General features: G+C 40.0%; 13 protein-coding genes. 4 read left to right on the top strand and 9 right to left on the bottom strand.

Annotated features, from left to right (window positions below):
• Positions 1-29 precede the first annotated feature (29 nt).
• Positions 30-473 carry a D-aminoacyl-tRNA deacylase gene (dtd, locus tag HMPREF2613_RS06470; protein WP_070479776.1) on the top strand — a complete coding sequence of 148 codons (444 nt, stop codon included), beginning with the start codon at positions 30-32 and terminating at the stop codon, positions 471-473.
• 38 nt (positions 474-511) lie between these two features.
• Here the strand turns inward: dtd and HMPREF2613_RS11020 are convergent, their stop codons facing one another.
• The 8 genes from HMPREF2613_RS11020 to HMPREF2613_RS06425 form a co-directional block, all read right to left on the bottom strand.
• Positions 512-925 carry a hypothetical protein gene (locus HMPREF2613_RS11020; RefSeq protein ID WP_081109311.1) on the bottom strand — a complete coding sequence of 138 codons (414 nt, stop codon included), beginning with the start codon at positions 923-925 and terminating at the stop codon, positions 512-514.
• A gap of 18 nt (positions 926-943) precedes the next feature.
• Positions 944-1357: a hypothetical protein gene (locus HMPREF2613_RS06460; RefSeq protein WP_020902425.1), complete on the bottom strand. Its 414-nt coding sequence runs from the start codon at positions 1355-1357 to the stop codon at positions 944-946.
• 129 nt (positions 1358-1486) lie between these two features.
• The gene (locus HMPREF2613_RS06455) at positions 1487-2194 is read right to left on the bottom strand and encodes a nicotinamide mononucleotide transporter (RefSeq protein WP_004255605.1); all 708 of its coding nucleotides are present in this window, start codon (positions 2192-2194) and stop codon (positions 1487-1489) included.
• A 120-nt stretch (positions 2195-2314) separates the two neighbouring features.
• Positions 2315-2965 (bottom strand): metal-dependent transcriptional regulator, encoded by a 651-nt coding sequence (locus tag HMPREF2613_RS06445; RefSeq protein WP_070479775.1) that lies wholly within the window; start codon positions 2963-2965, stop codon positions 2315-2317.
• A 78-nt stretch (positions 2966-3043) separates the two neighbouring features.
• Positions 3044-3538 carry a thiol peroxidase gene (tpx, locus tag HMPREF2613_RS06440; protein WP_070479820.1) on the bottom strand — a complete coding sequence of 165 codons (495 nt, stop codon included), beginning with the start codon at positions 3536-3538 and terminating at the stop codon, positions 3044-3046.
• A gap of 237 nt (positions 3539-3775) precedes the next feature.
• The gene (gene psaA, locus HMPREF2613_RS06435; protein ID WP_000733069.1) at positions 3776-4705 is read right to left on the bottom strand and encodes a metal ABC transporter substrate-binding lipoprotein/adhesin PsaA; all 930 of its coding nucleotides are present in this window, start codon (positions 4703-4705) and stop codon (positions 3776-3778) included.
• A 31-nt stretch (positions 4706-4736) separates the two neighbouring features.
• A complete protein-coding gene (locus HMPREF2613_RS06430) occupies positions 4737-5585 on the bottom strand; it encodes a metal ABC transporter permease (protein WP_000559791.1) in 849 nt (282 codons plus the stop codon).
• Positions 5582-6304 (bottom strand): metal ABC transporter ATP-binding protein, encoded by a 723-nt coding sequence (locus HMPREF2613_RS06425; protein WP_070479774.1) that lies wholly within the window; start codon positions 6302-6304, stop codon positions 5582-5584. Before HMPREF2613_RS06425 ends, HMPREF2613_RS06430 begins: the two co-directional genes overlap by 4 nt.
• A gap of 177 nt (positions 6305-6481) precedes the next feature.
• Here HMPREF2613_RS06425 and pepO point away from each other — a divergent pair, with 177 nt between their 5' ends.
• Positions 6482-8374: an endopeptidase PepO gene (pepO, locus tag HMPREF2613_RS06420; RefSeq protein ID WP_070479773.1), complete on the top strand. Its 1893-nt coding sequence runs from the start codon at positions 6482-6484 to the stop codon at positions 8372-8374.
• A 59-nt stretch (positions 8375-8433) separates the two neighbouring features.
• On the top strand, positions 8434-9198 hold the full coding sequence (locus HMPREF2613_RS06415; RefSeq protein WP_070479772.1) for a hypothetical protein: 765 nt from the start codon (positions 8434-8436) through the stop codon (positions 9196-9198).
• A gap of 105 nt (positions 9199-9303) precedes the next feature.
• Here the strand turns inward: HMPREF2613_RS06415 and HMPREF2613_RS06410 are convergent, their stop codons facing one another.
• Positions 9304-9933, bottom strand: a complete 630-nt coding sequence (locus tag HMPREF2613_RS06410) for an MBL fold metallo-hydrolase (RefSeq protein ID WP_070479771.1) — start codon at positions 9931-9933, stop codon at positions 9304-9306.
• A 622-nt stretch (positions 9934-10555) separates the two neighbouring features.
• On the opposite strand from HMPREF2613_RS06410, the gene HMPREF2613_RS06405 reads away from it, so the two are divergent.
• Positions 10556-16916 (top strand): Ig-like domain-containing protein (locus tag HMPREF2613_RS06405; protein WP_070479770.1); only part of this gene is annotated, 6361 nt, incomplete at its 3' end.

The raw sequence follows: 16916 nt of genomic DNA, 5'->3' as shown, positions 1-16916 counted from the left end.
TTGCCCTAGCTCTTACTAGAAAGGCTATTATGAAAATCATTATCCAACGGGTTACAAAAGCCCAAGTGAGTATCGAAGGTCAGATTCAGGGAAAAATCAATCAGGGGCTCCTATTGCTGGTTGGTGTTGGACCAGAGGACCAAGAGGAAGATTTGGACTATGCTGTGAGAAAATTGGTCAACATGCGGATTTTTTCAGACGCAGAAGGTAAGATGAACCTGTCTGTCAAAGATATTGAAGGAGAAATCCTTTCTATTTCTCAGTTTACCCTCTTTGCGGATACCAAGAAAGGCAATCGTCCAGCCTTTACAGGGGCAGCCAAGCCTGATATGGCATCAGACTTCTATGATGCATTCAATCAAAAATTAGCGCAAGAAGTACCCGTTCAGACAGGCATCTTTGGAGCGGATATGCAGGTTGAACTGGTCAATGACGGTCCAGTTACCATTATCCTTGATACTAAAAATAGATAAGAAAAACCAAGCCCAGTCGGCTTGGTTTTTCTTATCTATTACAAAATACTCCAAAATGAAATCGGTTCTTGATAGGCCTTGGGGAAATCTCTTTTCAGGCTTTGGCAGATGCGATAGGAAGGGACGAGATGTCCTAGGACGAGGAGAGTTCCCTGAAGGAAAAGTGGGATACCCCTTAAAAACAGCAAGGAGAGAATCATCAAGATATCCCATAAGAGGCTTTGTAAGGCAAAACGCCAGAATCTCGGTCTAATCTGGGAATAGAGGTGACTAAAGTGGTCACAAAGTTGGTTAGAAAGATAGGTCAATAGCACAGGATGAAAGAAAATGAGCCAACCGCTATAAATCAAAATCCAATCCCAAGTAAGCCCCTCTTTAAATGTCAAAAATGCCAGCATGATTCCATCAATGACAAGGAGTTGAATGCTTTTGATGAAGATGATTTTTTTCATGCTAAAACCTCCTTTTCCTTAGAGACACTCCCATAAAGAGATGTGTTTATCGTAAAAATCTGGATAGTGTTCTCTTAGGTAGTCAGCCGTCATATAATATAAAGTAGAATGGCAAGCAGTGATGATTGGCATAAGAGATGAAAAACGATGAGAACTAACGAAGGCTAAAAGGACAAAAAATAGAAAATCAATGGAGAGAACCCCTAAATAGTAGAAGCGAATCTTTTTATTGATTTGAGGATAAATCTCAGTGAATTGATGTTTGAGTTGGACAAGCAAGCGAAATAACAGGAGTCCTTGAGTAAGGAGGAAAATAAAACCAGAGAGCAAGAGCCGGTCGAAAGCTGTCTCGGGTCTAGTGCTAAAAAATGCAAATAGTAGCAAATCGATGACTGCAATTGCTATAAAATGGATTCTAAAGAGATTTTTCATAAGATGACCTCCCTCTTTTATCTAGCTTCATTCTACTCCAAAAGAATGGGAGTTACAAGTAAAATGATAAAAATAGCAGAAGGGAGATTCTCTTAAGTCGACTTGTTTTTTTATTTAAGTTTTCTTCTATTATCTTACTTCTTCATCATTCCAGACAAATAAAGCTCCGATTGCATTGAGGATATAGAAGATGTATTTTCCGATATTGGCAAAATTTCCTTGAATACCAGCCTTTGTCAGCTGAACGAAATTGTAAATCAACCAAAAGCCCCACTGAGTTGTTAGTTTCAATGCGTTAAAAGCATTGGCAATGAGTGAGAGTGCAAAGGCAATTGTTGTTACATAGGCAAGGAGATTCATCTTTCCTCCATAGCCGATAAAGTTTGTCACAAAGGCAAAGAGGAAGGCGATGATTGAAATGATGATGGCCGCCAATTTTAGCTGTTTTTGGCTCATTTGGTTGGGTCTGCCTTCTTGCGAAGCTTCCCATTTCTTAATAGCAAAGGTATAAATGAGGAAGGTGACGGGATAGGTGATAATAGCCGCCTTATTTCCAAGGATATAATCAATAGCACCGGACAAAATGGTATTAACAATACCAAAGTAATTTCCCCATTTGCTTAATTTCCCCGTGAAACGAGTGGACAACATGGAAATCCCAACGTTGGTTACGGAAATCAATCCAAAGGGTACAAGAGCTGTCCATGGTCCCCAGTCTACGAATTTATCGAGGCGGGAGTTGAGGTAACCAGATGCAATCGCAATCCCAACGACTAAAGCAACCCCAAAGAGGTCAAACCATTTAGATGTCGCAAAAATTTTTAGTGATTTTTTCATAGGTTAAACTATCTTTCTTGTTTTTTACAAACATTCTACAACTAAATGAGAGTAAAATCAAATGCTAGAAATAAAACCCTGAAAATCAAACTTTCAGGGTTGGTTGGGGGACTTGAGAAATTAGTTGATTTTCTCGACATAGAGTTGTTTTGCAATGTCCATACTTACTTGTAAGTCCTCGTCTTTACTAAGGATAGTGAAGGTGTTGCTGAAGCCATCAAACTGCTTGACTTGGAGCTGGTCACCGATGTGAAGTGAGTGCTTATCCAAATAATTGAGAATGTCAAAACTATCGTGCACCCGAGTCAGGCGGTAGGCGCCAGCTTCCTTGATGTCAGCTAGTGGCAGGTTATTGATTTCAACTAAGAGTTCTCCCTTGGCAGGAATAGTTCCTCCGTGAGGGCAGGTCTTGGGGAATCCAAGTAATTTTTCTAGTCTCTCCACGAATAAATCAGAGACAGTGTGTTCCAAGACTTCAGCTTCCTCGTGAATCTGGTCACTCGTATAGTCTAAATGATGGACTAGAAAAACTTCAATCAAACGGTGCTTACGATAGAGCTCAGAGACCAGTTTGAGGCCGATGTCAGTTAGTAGATAGCCGCATTCCTTGTCCTTGAGGATGAGGTTTTCGCTCTTCATCCGTTTAATCATTTCAGTTACGGCAGGGGGAGAGACTTGCATACGAGCCGCAATTTCCTTGTTGGTAATCTTATGCAAATCTATGCCAATTTCATAAATACACTTTAGATAATCTTCTTTATTCGGGGTCATTCGTTTCCTCTTGTCTAATATCTTTATCTAGTATATCAAAAAAAGCTAGATTTCTCTAGCTATCTGCCACAATGGCTTCTAATTTAGTTCTTTAGCAGCTGCAATTGCGGCTTCGAAGTTTGGTTCAGAGTTGATATTGTCCACGTATTCAATGTAGCGAATAGTATTGTCAGTATCAAGGACAAAGACTGCGCGTGCCAATAGGTGCCACTCATTGATTAAGAGGGCATAATCACGTCCAAAGGAATGGTCGAAATAGTCCGAGAGCATGATGGCATTTTCAATACCTTCAGCACCACACCAACGTTTTTGGGCAAAAGGGAGGTCCATAGAGACAGTCAAGACAACCGTATTATCCAGTCCAGACAGTTCTTCATTAAAACGACGCGTTTGAGTTGAGCAGATACCTGTATCGATAGAAGGCACGACACTCAAGACTTTTTTCTTCCCATCAAAATCAGCTAGAGATTTTTTAGAAAGGTCTGTTGTAGTGAGAGAAAAATCAAGTGCCTTGTCGCCGACTTGTAGTTGTTTACCTGTAAAGCTAACAGGATTTCCGAGGAAAGTTACCATAGGATACTCCAATCTTTTTTCTTCCATTTTAGCTGAAACAGTCGGAATTTTCCAATGATTTGACCGGAAATATGGGGATAGAAAAAACGCCAGCTCATGTGAGAATGACGTTTTTCAGAGGCATATACTCAATGAAAATCAAAGAGCAAACTAGGAAGCTAGCCGCAGGTTGCTCAAAACACTGTTTTGAGGTTGCAGATGGAAGCTGACGTGGTTTGAAGAGATTTTCGAAGAGTATTATTTTGCCAATCCTTCAGCAATCTTGTCAAGGTTGTATTTCATCATGTTGTAGTAGCTGTCGCCTTCTTTACCTTGTTCTGCGATAGAGTCAGTAAAGATTTGTGCGTAGATTGGGATATTTGTATCTTGTGAGACAGTCTTCATTGGACGGTCATCTACACTTGATTCTACAAAGAGTGATGGAACTTTTGTTTGGCGAAGTTTTTCAACCAAGGTCTTGATTTGTTCAGGTGTTCCTTCTTCTTCAGTATTGATTTCCCAGATGTATGCACTTGGGACACCATAGGCTTTAGAGAAGTATTTGAATGCTCCTTCGCTGGTTACAATGAGTTTCTTTTCAGCAGGGATGTTATTAAATTTATCCTTACTTTCTTTATCAAGTTTGTCTAGCTTATCAGTATATTCTTTGAGATTTTTTTCATAGAATTCCTTGTTGTTAGGATCTTTAGCGCTCAATTGTTTGGCGATATTTTTAGCAAAGATAATTCCATTTTCAAGGTTAAGCCAAGCGTGTGGGTCTTCTTTACCTTTTTCATTTTTTCCTTCAAGGTAGATAACATCAACGCCTTCGCTGACTGCAAAGTAGTCTTTGTTTTCAGTTTTCTTAGCATTTTCTACCAATTTGCTAAACCAAGCATTGCCACCTGTTTCAAGGTTGATACCGTTATAGAAAATGAGGTCAGCCTCAGAAGTTTTCTTAACATCTTCAGGGAGTGGTTCGTATTCGTGTGGGTCTTGTCCAATCGGAACGATACTGTGAAGATCAATCTTGTCACCAGCAATATTTTTAGTAATATCAGCGATGATTGAGTTTGTAGCAACAACTTTTAGTTTTTGACCAGAAGCTGCATCTTTTTTTCCGCTAGCACATGCTACAAGAGCAATAACGGAAAGAAAGAGAACGAGTAATGTACCTAATTTTTTCATTAGATCCTCCAATTTATTGGGGTTTTGCCCCTTATTTTAACAAATGTTTATTTTTCAGTTTCAAATATCGTTGTTTAGGAGAGATAAAGAAACTGATTAAGAAGAAGCTAGCAGCTGTAAGTACGATGCTAGAACCAGCTGCTAAGTTTAAACTATAGCCAATAAAGAGTCCCAAAACTGAAGCTGTAGCTCCAAAGGTTGAGGAAAGGAAAATCATACTTTTCAGGCTATTAGCATACAGATAAGCAGTTGCAGCTGGGGTAATCAGCATGGCTACAATCAGGATAGTTCCAACACTTTGCATGGCTGTCACAGACACGAGAGTCAGGAGTATCATGAGGAGGTAGTGATAGAAATTGACAGGCATTCCCATGGCTTTAGCCAGAAGTTCATCAAAGGAAGTTATCAAGAGTTGCTTGAAGAAAATCCAGATTAACAAGAGAATGACCGCCCCTACGCCCATAGTGATAAACATATCCGTATCTTGGACGGCTAGAATATTACCAAAAAGGATATGGAAAAGGTCAGTTGAACTTTTAGCGACACTAATCAAGATGATACCGAGGGCTAAGAAAGAAGAAAAGGTAATGCCGATGGCGGTATCGCTTTTGATAATCGAGTTCCCCTTGATGTAGGTAATGATGATAGCAGCTAGCAATCCAAAGACAATGGCTCCGATAAAGAAGTCAACTCCCAAGATAAAGGAGAGGGCTACACCTGGTAAGACAGCATGTGAAATAGCATCTCCCATGAGTGACATCCCACGTAGAATGATGAAACATCCCACAGCTCCAGCTACGACCCCGACGACAATAGCTGTTATCAAGGCATTTTGTAGGAAATGGAATTTTTGCAATCCATCGATAAATTCTGCAATCATAGGTCACCTCCATTGAAAAAGAGTCGATTACCGTAAGCTTCTTTGAGATTGGCTTCGGTAAAGGTTTCTTTGGTCGGACCAAAGGCAATCACTTCTCGATTGACAAGTAAGACTTGATCGAAGTAGTGGGAAACCTTGCTGAGGTCGTGGTGAACGATGAGAACCGTCTTACCAGCTTTTTTCAAATCTCTCAGCGTATTCATGATGATTTCCTCACTGACAGAGTCAATCCCAACAAAGGGTTCATCCAAGAGGATATAGTCGGCTTCCTGAACCAAACATCTGGCAATCAAGACCCGCTGGAACTGACCTCCAGACAGTTGACTGATTTGACGTTCAGCGTAGTCAGCTAGGCCGACGATTTCAAGGGCTTCTTGCACTTTCTTCCAATGTTTAGTATTTAAACTTCGAAAGAGAGGGATAGAGGGAAATAGTCCTAGCGAGACACATTCCTTGACCTTGATGGGAAAGTTGTAGTCGATATTGATTTTTTGTTCGACATAGGCGATTCGATGTAAGGATTTTTTCACTTCCTTGTCATCGAGAAATGCCTGACCTTGATGTGGGATAATTCCCAGCATACTTTTTAATAATGTTGATTTCCCAGCACCGTTTGGACCAATAATACCGGTAATTGTTGGTCCTTGGAGCACTAGTGAAATATCCTTAAGTGCCAACGTTTCTTTGTAGGAGACACTGAGGTTTTCGATACGTATCATAAACTTGTATTCCTCCTGCCTCTTAATATACCTTAAAAAAAAAATTAAGTCAAGTTAATTTTTGAAAAAATTAAAATAATAACTGAAAAACAATAGAAAATATCAGTTCATTTTTAATTGCATTCCCAGGTAATTTTTGTTAAGCTAAAAACAAGTACAAATGAAAGCGAGAACAAGATGACACGTTATCAAGACGATTTTTATGATGCAATCAATGGAGAATGGCAGAAGACAGCTGAAATTCCAGCAGATAAGTCTCAAACGGGAGGTTTTGTTGATTTAGACCAGGAAATTGAAGACCTGATGCTGGCGACAACAGACAAGTGGTTGGCAGGTCAAGAGGTGCCTGAGGATGCTATCTTGGCAAACTTTGTCAAATACCACCGCCTAGTTCGTGATTTTGACAAGAGAGAAGCTGACGGTATCACACCTGTCTTACCACTTCTTAAAGAATTCCAAGAATTGGAGACTTTTGAGGATTTTGCAGCTAAACTAGCAGAGTTTGAGCTTGCAGGAAAACCTAATTTCCTTCCTTTTGGTGTATCGCCAGACTTTATGGATGCCAGAATCAATGTTCTATGGGCTAGCGCTCCAAGCACGATCCTGCCAGATACGACCTACTATGCAGAAGACCATCCTCAACGCGAAGAACTCTTGACTCTTTGGAAAGAAACCAGCGCAAATCTCCTCAAGGCTTATGATTTCTCTGATGAAGAAATTGAAGACTTGCTAGAGAAAAGACTAGAATTGGACCGTCGAGTTGCAGCAGTGGTGCTCTCTAATGAAGAAAGTTCAGAATATGCTAAACTCTACCATCCATATGCTTACGAAGATTTCAAGAAATTCGCGCCTGCCCTACCTTTGGATGACTTTTTCCAAGTCGTTCTTGGACAAGTACCAGACAAGGTTATCGTAGACGAGGAACGTTTCTGGCAAGCCGCAGAGCAATTCTATAGTGAAGAAGCTTGGCCTCTCCTCAAGGCAACCTTGATTTTGAGTGTTGTCAATCTCTCAACTAGCTATTTAACAGAAGAAATCCGTGTCTTGTCAGGTGCTTACAGCCGTGCGCTATCTGGAGTTCCAGAAGCCAAAGACAAGGTTAAAGCTGCCTACCAGCTAGCACAAGGTCCATTCAAACAAGCCTTGGGCCTCTGGTATGCCCATGAAAAATTCTCCCCAGAAGCCAAGGCAGACGTGGAGAAAAAAGTGGCAACTATGATTGATGTCTATAAGGAACGTTTAGCTAAAAATGACTGGCTGACTCCTGAAACTCGTGACAAGGCCATCGTCAAACTCAATGTCATCAAGCCTTATATCGGTTACCCAGAAGAATTGCCAGAACGTTATAAGGACAAAGTAGTAAATGAAAATGCTAGTCTTTTTGACAATGCTCTAGCCTTTGCGCGTGTGGAAATCAAACACAGTTGGAGCAAGTGGAACCAGCCTGTAGACTACAAGGAGTGGGGCATGCCTGCTCATATGGTCAACGCCTACTACAATCCACAGAAGAACCTGATTGTCTTCCCGGCGGCTATTTTACAGGCACCTTTCTATGACTTGCATCAGTCATCTTCTGCTAACTACGGTGGTATTGGTGCAGTTATTGCTCACGAAATTTCCCATGCCTTTGATACCAACGGAGCATCCTTTGATGAAAATGGTAGCCTCAAGGATTGGTGGACAGAGAGTGACTATACTGCCTTCAAGGAGAAAACGCAAAAAGTTATTGACCAATTTGATGGACAGGATTCTTATGGAGCAACCATTAACGGTAAATTGACTGTATCAGAAAACGTGGCTGACTTGGGAGGAATCGCTGCAGCGCTTGAAGCAGCTAAGAGAGAACCAGATTTCTCAGCAGAAGAGTTCTTCTACAACTTCGGTCGCATCTGGCGTATGAAAGGTCGTCCAGAATTTATGAAACTTTTGGCTAGCGTGGATGTGCACGCACCAGCCAAACTCCGTGTTAATGTACAAGTACCAAACTTCGATGATTTCTTTACAACCTATGATGTCAAAGAAGGAGACGGTATGTGGCGTTCACCAGAAGACCGCGTGATTATTTGGTAATGAATCAAATCTAATACTAAAATCCGTAAATCTGCATAGAATGGGTTAAAGAGGTTAACATGAAGAAATTTTTAATAATGCTTTCAGCTATTCTTACTGTTTTTGTTTTAGCATCTTGTGAAGCAAACAAAAAAGATGAAACAATAGAACCTTCGGCAACACAGTCATCTTCTACCAAAGAGGAACAGAAGGAAACCTCTACGAAGTCAGAGAGTCAAACTAGTACAAGTTCTTCAATTGCAACGCCGTCAACAACAATGGAAACGAAAAGCGAAACAGGAAAAGATTTGTACAAGGAAGTAATAGAGCGGTACAATCACTATCAGGCACTTTTAAGTAGTGGTGACCGAGAATCCTTGTATGAAAAGTTGAAACAGAACAAGATTTTTTCTGAAGAGTATAGCTATATCTTTACACTAAGCACTTACGATAAACCAGCTAGTCTTCATTATGTGTTTGCTGATTTAAATAAGGATGGTCAGGATGAATTGATTATTGGAGATAAAAAATATATAGGGGCCATTTACTATTTGGAGAATAAACAACCCAAGTTGCTTCATACAGCTTATGTAGCTTCTGCAGGTGGTTTTCGTTCCAGTTTAGTTATCTATGAAAATGGTCAAGTCAGATATGCAGACTGGCAGTCAACACGACCAGAAATGAACTTAAGTCTATATGCTTTTGATAAAGACGGAGTACAGAAGATTAAAGAAGGAATCTTTCAAATTGGTAGTGATCAAAAGCCAGAGCAAATCTTAGGGATTTCTTCTAATGAACTTGATTTAGCTAAATTTGATTGGAAAGAATTTGCACCAGTCAACTAGTATTTGATGAAATTTAAAACTAGGCTAGATTCTAAAGTCAAAGAATGGAGAATTGAATAGCAGTACACAAAAACCAAGGAGAAAAATTCCTTGGTTTTTTGCTTGCTAGAAAAAGGGATTGAAAGTCTTTTCGTGGGCAATAGTAGTAGCTGGACCATGCCCTGGATAGACATCATAGTTTGGTAGAGTGAAGAGTTGGGTCTGGATACTATGAAGGAGTTGCTCCATGCTACCAGTCGGAAGGTCGGTCCGTCCGATGGTTTCTCGAAATAGAGCATCTCCCGTCAAGACTAGGTGAGCATCAGGAAAGACGATAGAAACACCACCGATAGAGTGACCTGGTGTTGGCAAGACAGTGAAACGAAATTCCTCTAGTTGGTATTCTTCATGAAAGACAAAGGTGTGTTCTGCAGGTTTTGCGACCACATCTGCCATATCATCGTGGCGGGGAAGTCCAGAGAGATTATCGACAGGAGTATAGAGCCAGCTGGCTTCACTCTCTGCGATATAGACAGGTGGATTGCCAAAAGTCTCGCGAACCAAGTCCAGACTCATGATATGGTCATAATGGGCGTGGGTCAAGAGAATAGCACAGATAGGTTTGTTGATGTTCTCTATTGTCTGACGAATAGCTTCCCAATGGCTACCAGGGTCGACAACGATGAGGTCCTTTTCGCCTTCCAAATAATAGGTGTTTTCATAGGCAACAGGATTCACAGTTTTATGGATTTTCATACTAGCTCCAATCTCAAAGAATGTACTAAATTAAGTATAGCACAGTTAGGGAAAATAGAGTGAATAGAAAATCCTTCTCTTTTAAAGAAGGTTACTGGTTATCTATTTCATTCTGTCTAAAATAAAGATAGCTATTTTTAGAGTTATGAACTAGCTAGAGTTTTTAATTGACTGGAATTTAAAATAAATCTAATGAGCTGGAGAGTAAATTATTGAAAAAATGGATAATGAATCAAAAAAATTGTATCTTACAGTAGAGACAAGTTTTTGTCTGTGAACAGCAAAATATACATGTAGAGTTAATTTAAATTAATATATTAAAACTACAAAATATAGTATGTAACCTATAACTCTTTGATATATCTAACAAAACAAGTTAAATAGTCAGAACATTATTGTATTTTTGGAAAATATTTATTTTAAATTTAGAATAAAAAAATAAGTCATTTTATTTGCCATAGACTAGGAAATATGATATCATAAAGGTGTATGTTGTAGACAATTTTATGATATCAAACTTCACTTCTAACATCTTTTGTTTTCATCTGAGGTTAGATGTGAGTTTGCGATATCAATAACTTGTAAATCGACATCAAAATAAAAAAGGAGGTTGTGGGTCTAAATGAAAGGCAAGCAACAACAAGATTATAGAGTAGAAAAGTACATCCGTTATGGTATCCGGAAATATAGCTTTGGAGCAGCATCAGTAGCAGTTGCAGCTGGTTTGATGTTCCTTGGAAATGGTGCGGTATCAGCAACGGAAGTTCAAGGTGCAGAAGCATCAGTAGCTGCAACTACTGCCCCAGCAAATCAAGCGGATTCTAATAAAGAAAAGGAAGCCGTGAAGCCAGAAACTAAAGTAGAAGAAGCAAAACCTGAAGTTAAAGTACAGGAAGCTAAGAAAGCAAATAAAGCAGCTCTTGAAGCGAATATTGCTACTTTAGAAATGAAATTAGCATCTGCTAAAAATGCAGATGCGTCTGTAGTAAACTCAGCTAAGGAAGTTTTAGCTACAGCTAAAGCAACACTTTCAAATCCAGAAGCAAGTCAATTGGATGTGAATACTTTAGCTGACAAACTTTCAGCATTGGGTCAAGCCGTAGCTGAATCAGATGCCATGGGTCAACAGAAAAAATTAGAAGCTGAAAAAGCAGCTGCTAAAGCTGAAGCTGAAAAGAAAGCTACTCCAGCAGAAAAATCTCTTTCAGAAGCTAAAACAGCACTTGACAAAGCTTCATCTGAAGCAGAAGTGACTAATAAATTAGCAACTGCTGAACTTTCTAAAAAGGAAGTGAAGGAAGAAAATAAAGCAGCTGTTGAAGCGGCAGTAGCTAAAAACCAAGCAGTTCTTGCGGAAACAAAATCTCTTTTAGCTGAAAAGAGCGTGACCAAAGAGCAAGTGGATGCGCAACTTGCACGCCTGAATGAGTCAATCCTTGCAGTATACAATGAGCTGAAAAATGCAGGTATTGGTCGTGATGGTAAGTTTTCAGCAGTCTTAGCAGACATTGCTGATACGGTTACAACTCCACCTCTTTCAGAAGAAGAACAAGCAAATCACTGGAAGCAATACGCAGATAAAAACACAGAACGTCTGACAAAACAAATCAAGTGGTTTGACATTTTAAATCCGAAAGCGAAAATTGAAAATCTTGGTGATGGTGGTAAGCTTAAAGTAGGTACTAAGTTTACACAAGAAATCTCTCCAGGATATGTTGTGACTTTGACAGTTACTAAACTAGCACCATTTAACTCAACGGATGAGTACAAAAAACGTGGTGGAGCAGGATACGATGCCAATGCTCAAAACGTATACAAAGACAATACTCCAGCTGAGTTGAAAGTCGTAAACCAAGGTTCATACTCTGTTGCGAAAACAAACGGAATGGATACTAAAGGTAAAACGGTTATCCAGTCTGTTAAAGATGGAGCTAACGTAGGGGTAGAATTCTCAGTTAAAGCTACATTAAATGGAACAGAAGTTCCAGCCAACGTTGTATTCTTAACAGGGGAAGAAGCTGGTTCATCCGAAGTTGAAATCTATAAAACAGATGGTGATGGTTTTGAGTTAGTAACTGAGTTATCAAACTCCAATGTACCAGGTAAGGAAACAGCTCGTTCATATATTGGGGAAATCTATGAACGCAGAACAGTGGCTACTGCAGGTCATGGACAAAATCGTGCAGATGGCCAATTAGGTATTTCTTACACGCTTGAAGGAAGTGGTAAACCAGCTTTCGCTCCATTCTTAGCTGACAAAGGTGCAGGATTCTTCAATACAACAGTTACATCAGATACAGTAATTACTGCAACAGCAAAAGATGGAACGATTCATGCGGATGGATTAGGGACACAAGTTTTCGGACCGGTCTCAACTCACCGTGATTCAGGTTTCTCCACTCCATTGGTAATGACTCGTAATGCCAAAAATATTGGTATGTATATTATGTCTAATGGGCAACAAGGATCTATGCTTGGATTTATGGTCCTAGATGAAGGGGATGCTCCAGCTTCATACGGTCGTGTAGCCCACTCTATTTCTAAGTCTGACGGTCAACACCAACCATATCTAGGTTCTGTACCGGCTGACGTTGATGTTCGTACAACTCCAATTAACAAAACAAATGCCTTTGTATACGATGATATCAATGGTATCGGTAATGCTGATGAAGGTGCTCGTCAATTGATGGGTGATGATGTTGCTCCAAATGATAACTATAAGTTGAAAAAAGTTAACGATGGAACTTACTCAATGACGTTCGATGCCCACCTAGACGGAGAAGCTAAAGCTTACGTTAACGGTTGGATTGACTTTAACAACAATGGAAAATTCGATGAAGATGAAGCCGCTGGTGTGACAGAAGTGACTGCTGATGGTAAGGTTACTCTTACTTGGACAAACACAGTTCAAAATGTGGATACCAGTGCAACTAAATTAGCTACACGTCTTCGTATTGCATACGATAAAGCAGATGTCAAGGCTCCTACTGGTATTGCCTACTCAGGTGAAGTAGAAGATTTCCAAATCCAACAAACAATTCCACCACGTGGAACTAAGAGAGAAACAACAGATGTACAAGGTGCAACTCAAACATCTACTGTAGCATTCAACGCATATGGTCAAAAGAACTATGATTTTGATAAAGACAATGCAATAGATACAACTGTTAAATCACAAATCGTTAAACCAGATGGTACATTAGTAACAGATGCTGACCTAGTAGATGGATACTATGTAGTACCAGGGCAAGGTAAATACAAGATTACTGATAACGGTGCAAATGTAGATGTAGAATTTATCCCAGAAGCAAACTTTGTAGGTACAGCAGATGGTATTACGATTCGTCGTACAGATATCAATGGTAACACTACTGGTTGGGGTAACGAAGGTCGCCAAATCATCGGTGGTGCAGGTGAAGCTAAAGACCAACTAGAATTAGTCAGTGAACAAGTTCAACTAACTGGCTTAGCTGCTAAAGGTTCTATGGATGGTCGTTACATTCCAACAGTAACTCCAAAAGCAATCGTTGGAACTCCAGAAGAGTCAACTGATATCCAAGGTAAACCACAAACGAAAACACCTAAATTCTCAATCGACGTAGATAAAGATGGAGATGGAACTGCACCAGATGCGGTAACACCAAGTGCTAACTACCCAGCTAAATTGGTAGATCCAGCGACTGGACAACCAACAGATGAAACAACTGTAACTGTAAAAGGTGAAGGAACTTATACAATCGATCCAACAACTGGAGCGGTAACATTTACTCCAGAACCACAATTTACAGGAACTGCTAAAGGTATTGATGTATCATTAACAGCACCAGTAGGTCAAGATAAAAATGGTCAACCTGTAACAGCTACAGCTACTGCAAAATACACTCCAACTGTAACACCTGTTAACCCAACAGCAACTCCAGCTACTTCAACAGGAGTACAAGGTGAAACTCAAACAGGTAAACCAACATTTACAGAAGGAAATACAGAAGTACCTATTAAAGAGGGTTCTGTAAAATTATTAAATCCAGATGGAACAGAAGCAAATGGACCAGTAGATGCTCTAGACCCAAGTGGTAAAAAAGTTGGGGAATACACTGTAGATCCAACAACAGGTGTAGTAACCTTCACACCAACAGACAAATCTTACACAGGACCAGTACAACCAGCTAAAGTTCAAGCTGAAGATAAGAATGGAACAAAAGTTTCTACAACTTACACTCCAAACATCGTAGGAGTAACACCAACAGCAACACCAGCTACAACTGAAGATGTTCAAGGTAAGACTCAAGAAAGTCCAGTTTCATTTGAAGCAGGAAAAACTACAATTGCTGGAGAAGAAAAAACTGTAGAAATCGATCCATCTACTTACACACTTCTAGGTGAAGATGGACAACCAGCTACTGAAGTACCAGCTAAAGATCCAGAAGGAAACGTAATTGGTAAGTACACTCTTAAAACTGTAGATGGAAAAGCTGTTGCAGTATTCGAACCAACAGATAAGACATATTCAGGTGAAGTACAACCAGTACGAGTTCAAGCTAAAGATAAGAATGGTACAGCTGTAGAAACAACTTACACACCGAAGATTACTCCGGTAGTTCCAACAGCAGAACCAGCTACATCAGAAGCTATCCAAGGTGAAACTCAAAAAGGAACTCCAACATTCGCTCCTGGAGACACTATTGCTCCAATCAAAGAGAACTCTTACAAGCTTCTTGATAAAGAAGGAAATGAAGTTCCAGCTGGTCAAACAACTCCAGCATATGCTGAGGACGGAGTAACTCCAGTAGGTACTTACTCAATTGATCCAGCAACAGGTGAAGTAACCTTCACACCAACAGATAAATCTTACACAGGTAATGTTACACCTGCTGATGTTCAAGCAGAGGACGCAAATGGAACAAAAGTTTCTACAACTTATACTCCATCTATCGTACCTGTAACACCAACAGCAGAACCAGCTAAAACTGTAGATGTTCAAGGTGCAACTCAAACAGGCAAACCAGTATTCCAAGGTGGAACAGCTATGGTTAACGGTGAAGAGAAAACTGTTGAAATCGACGATACAGTACCAGCTAAATTGGTAGATCCAAAAACTGGAGAACAAGTTGATTCAGTCACTGTAGAAGGTGAAGGAACATACACAGTAGCTCCAGATGGAACAGTAACATTCAAGCCAGAACCACAATTTACAGGAGTAGCCAAAGGTGTTGAGGTAGTTCGTCAAGATAAGAACGGCACACCAGCTAAAGCTACATACACACCGGAAGTTAAACCAGTAACACCAACAGGAACAGATGCTGTAACTGAAAATATTCAAGGTTCAACTCAAACAGGTAAACCTGAATTCAAGGGTGGAACAGTAACAATCGATGGTAAAGAGAAAACTGTTGAAATCAATGAAGATAAACCAGCTAAATTGGTAGATCCAAAAACAGGAAATCCAGTTGATTCAGTAACTATCGAAGGTGAAGGAACATACACAGTAGCTCCAGATGGAACAGTTACATTCACCCCAGAAAAGAACTTCACAGGTAAAGGAACAGGTGTCACAGTTCAACGCGAAGATAAGAACGGCACGCCAGTTAAAGCTACTTACACACCAGTTGTGAAACCAGCAACACCAACAAGTTCAGATGTCATCACTACAAATGTTCAAGGTGCTACTCAAGAAGGAACACCAACATTTAAAGGTGGAAAAGTTACTGTAAATGGTGAAGAAAAAACTGTTGAAATTGATGAAGATAAACCAGCTAAATTGGTAGATCCGAAAACAGGAGATCCAGTTGATTCAGTAACTATCGAAGGTGAAGGAACATATACAGTAGCTCCAGATGGAACAGTAACCTTCACACCAGAAAAGAACTTCACAGGTAAAGGAACAGGTGTTACAGTTCAACGCGAAGATAAGAACGGCACACCAGTAACAGCTAAATACACTCCAGTTGTTAAGAAAGCAACACCAACAGGAACAGACGCTGTAACTGAAGATATCCAAGGTTCAACTCAAACAGGCAAACCAGTATTCCAAGGTGGAAAAGTTACTGTAAATGGTGAAGAAAAAACTGTAGAAATCGACGAAACTGTTAAGCCAACATTCGAAGATGGCACAACTGAGAAGAAAGTACCAGGCGAAGGAACATACACAATCGACGAGAACGGTAAAGTAACCTTCACCCCAGAGAAAACATTCACTGGTCAAGCAACAGGTGTAACTGTTAAACGTGTAGATAAGAACGGCACACCAATCACAGCTAAGTACACTCCTGTAGTCGTTCCAGTAACACCAACTTCAAAAGATTCTGAATCAGAAGGTCCTAAAGGACAACCTCAAGAAGGCACACCAACATTTGAAGGTGGAAAAGTTACAATCAACGGTAAGGAAGTTCCAGTTGAAATCGATGAAACTGTTAAACCAACATTTGACGATGGCACAACTGAGAAGAAAGTACCAGGTGAAGGAACATACACAATCGATGAAAACGGTAAAGTAACCTTCACCCCAGAACCTGACTTCGTAGGTCAAGCAACAGGCGTAACCGTTAAACGTGTAGATAAGAATGGTACACCAGTAACAGCTACTTACACTCCAACAGTTCGTCCTGATACTTCATTCGTTGATAAAGATGGCAACCCACTTTCACCAACAGAAGATGGAACTAAACCAACTAAAGATATCCCAGGATACAAGATTGTTAAAACTGAAGTAGACGAAAAAGGAAATACAAAACACATCTACGAAAAAGTTAAGACATCATTCAAGGATAAAGAAGGAAATGAGATTCCAGGAAATCCAAGTGAAGATGGCGAACAACCTAAGAAAGATATTCCAGGTTACCGCTTCGTAGAAACTAAGAAACTTCCAAACGGTGATACAGAGCACGTTTATGAGAAAGTTAAGACAAGTCACAAGGATAAAGACGGAAATGAAATTCCAAACTATCCAACAGAAGATGGCGAACAACCTAAGAAAGATATCCCAG

It is taken from the genome of Streptococcus sp. HMSC070B10, assembly GCF_001808665.1.
GTDB lineage: Bacteria > Bacillota > Bacilli > Lactobacillales > Streptococcaceae > Streptococcus.
Note: the sequence above shows the minus strand (reverse complement) of the source record. Positions and strands in the feature narration are given on the sequence as shown.

What these genes read in the sequence shown, in the direction of transcription:
- HMPREF2613_RS06455 (WP_004255605.1), bottom strand. Translation starts at nt 2,194, where the DNA reads ATGAAAAAATCACTAAAAATTTTTGCGACATCTAAATGGTTTGACCTC.
- psaA (WP_000733069.1), bottom strand. Translation starts at nt 4,705, where the DNA reads ATGAAAAAATTAGGTACATTACTCGTTCTCTTTCTTTCCGTTATTGCT.
- HMPREF2613_RS06425 (WP_070479774.1), bottom strand. Translation starts at nt 6,304, where the DNA reads ATGATACGTATCGAAAACCTCAGTGTCTCCTACAAAGAAACGTTGGCA.
- HMPREF2613_RS06430 (WP_000559791.1), bottom strand. Translation starts at nt 5,585, where the DNA reads ATGATTGCAGAATTTATCGATGGATTGCAAAAATTCCATTTCCTACAA.
- HMPREF2613_RS06460 (WP_020902425.1), bottom strand. Translation starts at nt 1,357, where the DNA reads ATGAAAAATCTCTTTAGAATCCATTTTATAGCAATTGCAGTCATCGAT.
- tpx (WP_070479820.1), bottom strand. Translation starts at nt 3,538, where the DNA reads ATGGTAACTTTCCTCGGAAATCCTGTTAGCTTTACAGGTAAACAACTA.
- pepO (WP_070479773.1), top strand. Translation starts at nt 6,482, where the DNA reads ATGACACGTTATCAAGACGATTTTTATGATGCAATCAATGGAGAATGG.
- HMPREF2613_RS06445 (WP_070479775.1), bottom strand. Translation starts at nt 2,965, where the DNA reads ATGACCCCGAATAAAGAAGATTATCTAAAGTGTATTTATGAAATTGGC.
- HMPREF2613_RS06415 (WP_070479772.1), top strand. Translation starts at nt 8,434, where the DNA reads ATGAAGAAATTTTTAATAATGCTTTCAGCTATTCTTACTGTTTTTGTT.
- dtd (WP_070479776.1), top strand. Translation starts at nt 30, where the DNA reads ATGAAAATCATTATCCAACGGGTTACAAAAGCCCAAGTGAGTATCGAA.
- HMPREF2613_RS11020 (WP_081109311.1), bottom strand. Translation starts at nt 925, where the DNA reads ATGAAAAAAATCATCTTCATCAAAAGCATTCAACTCCTTGTCATTGAT.
- HMPREF2613_RS06410 (WP_070479771.1), bottom strand. Translation starts at nt 9,933, where the DNA reads ATGAAAATCCATAAAACTGTGAATCCTGTTGCCTATGAAAACACCTAT.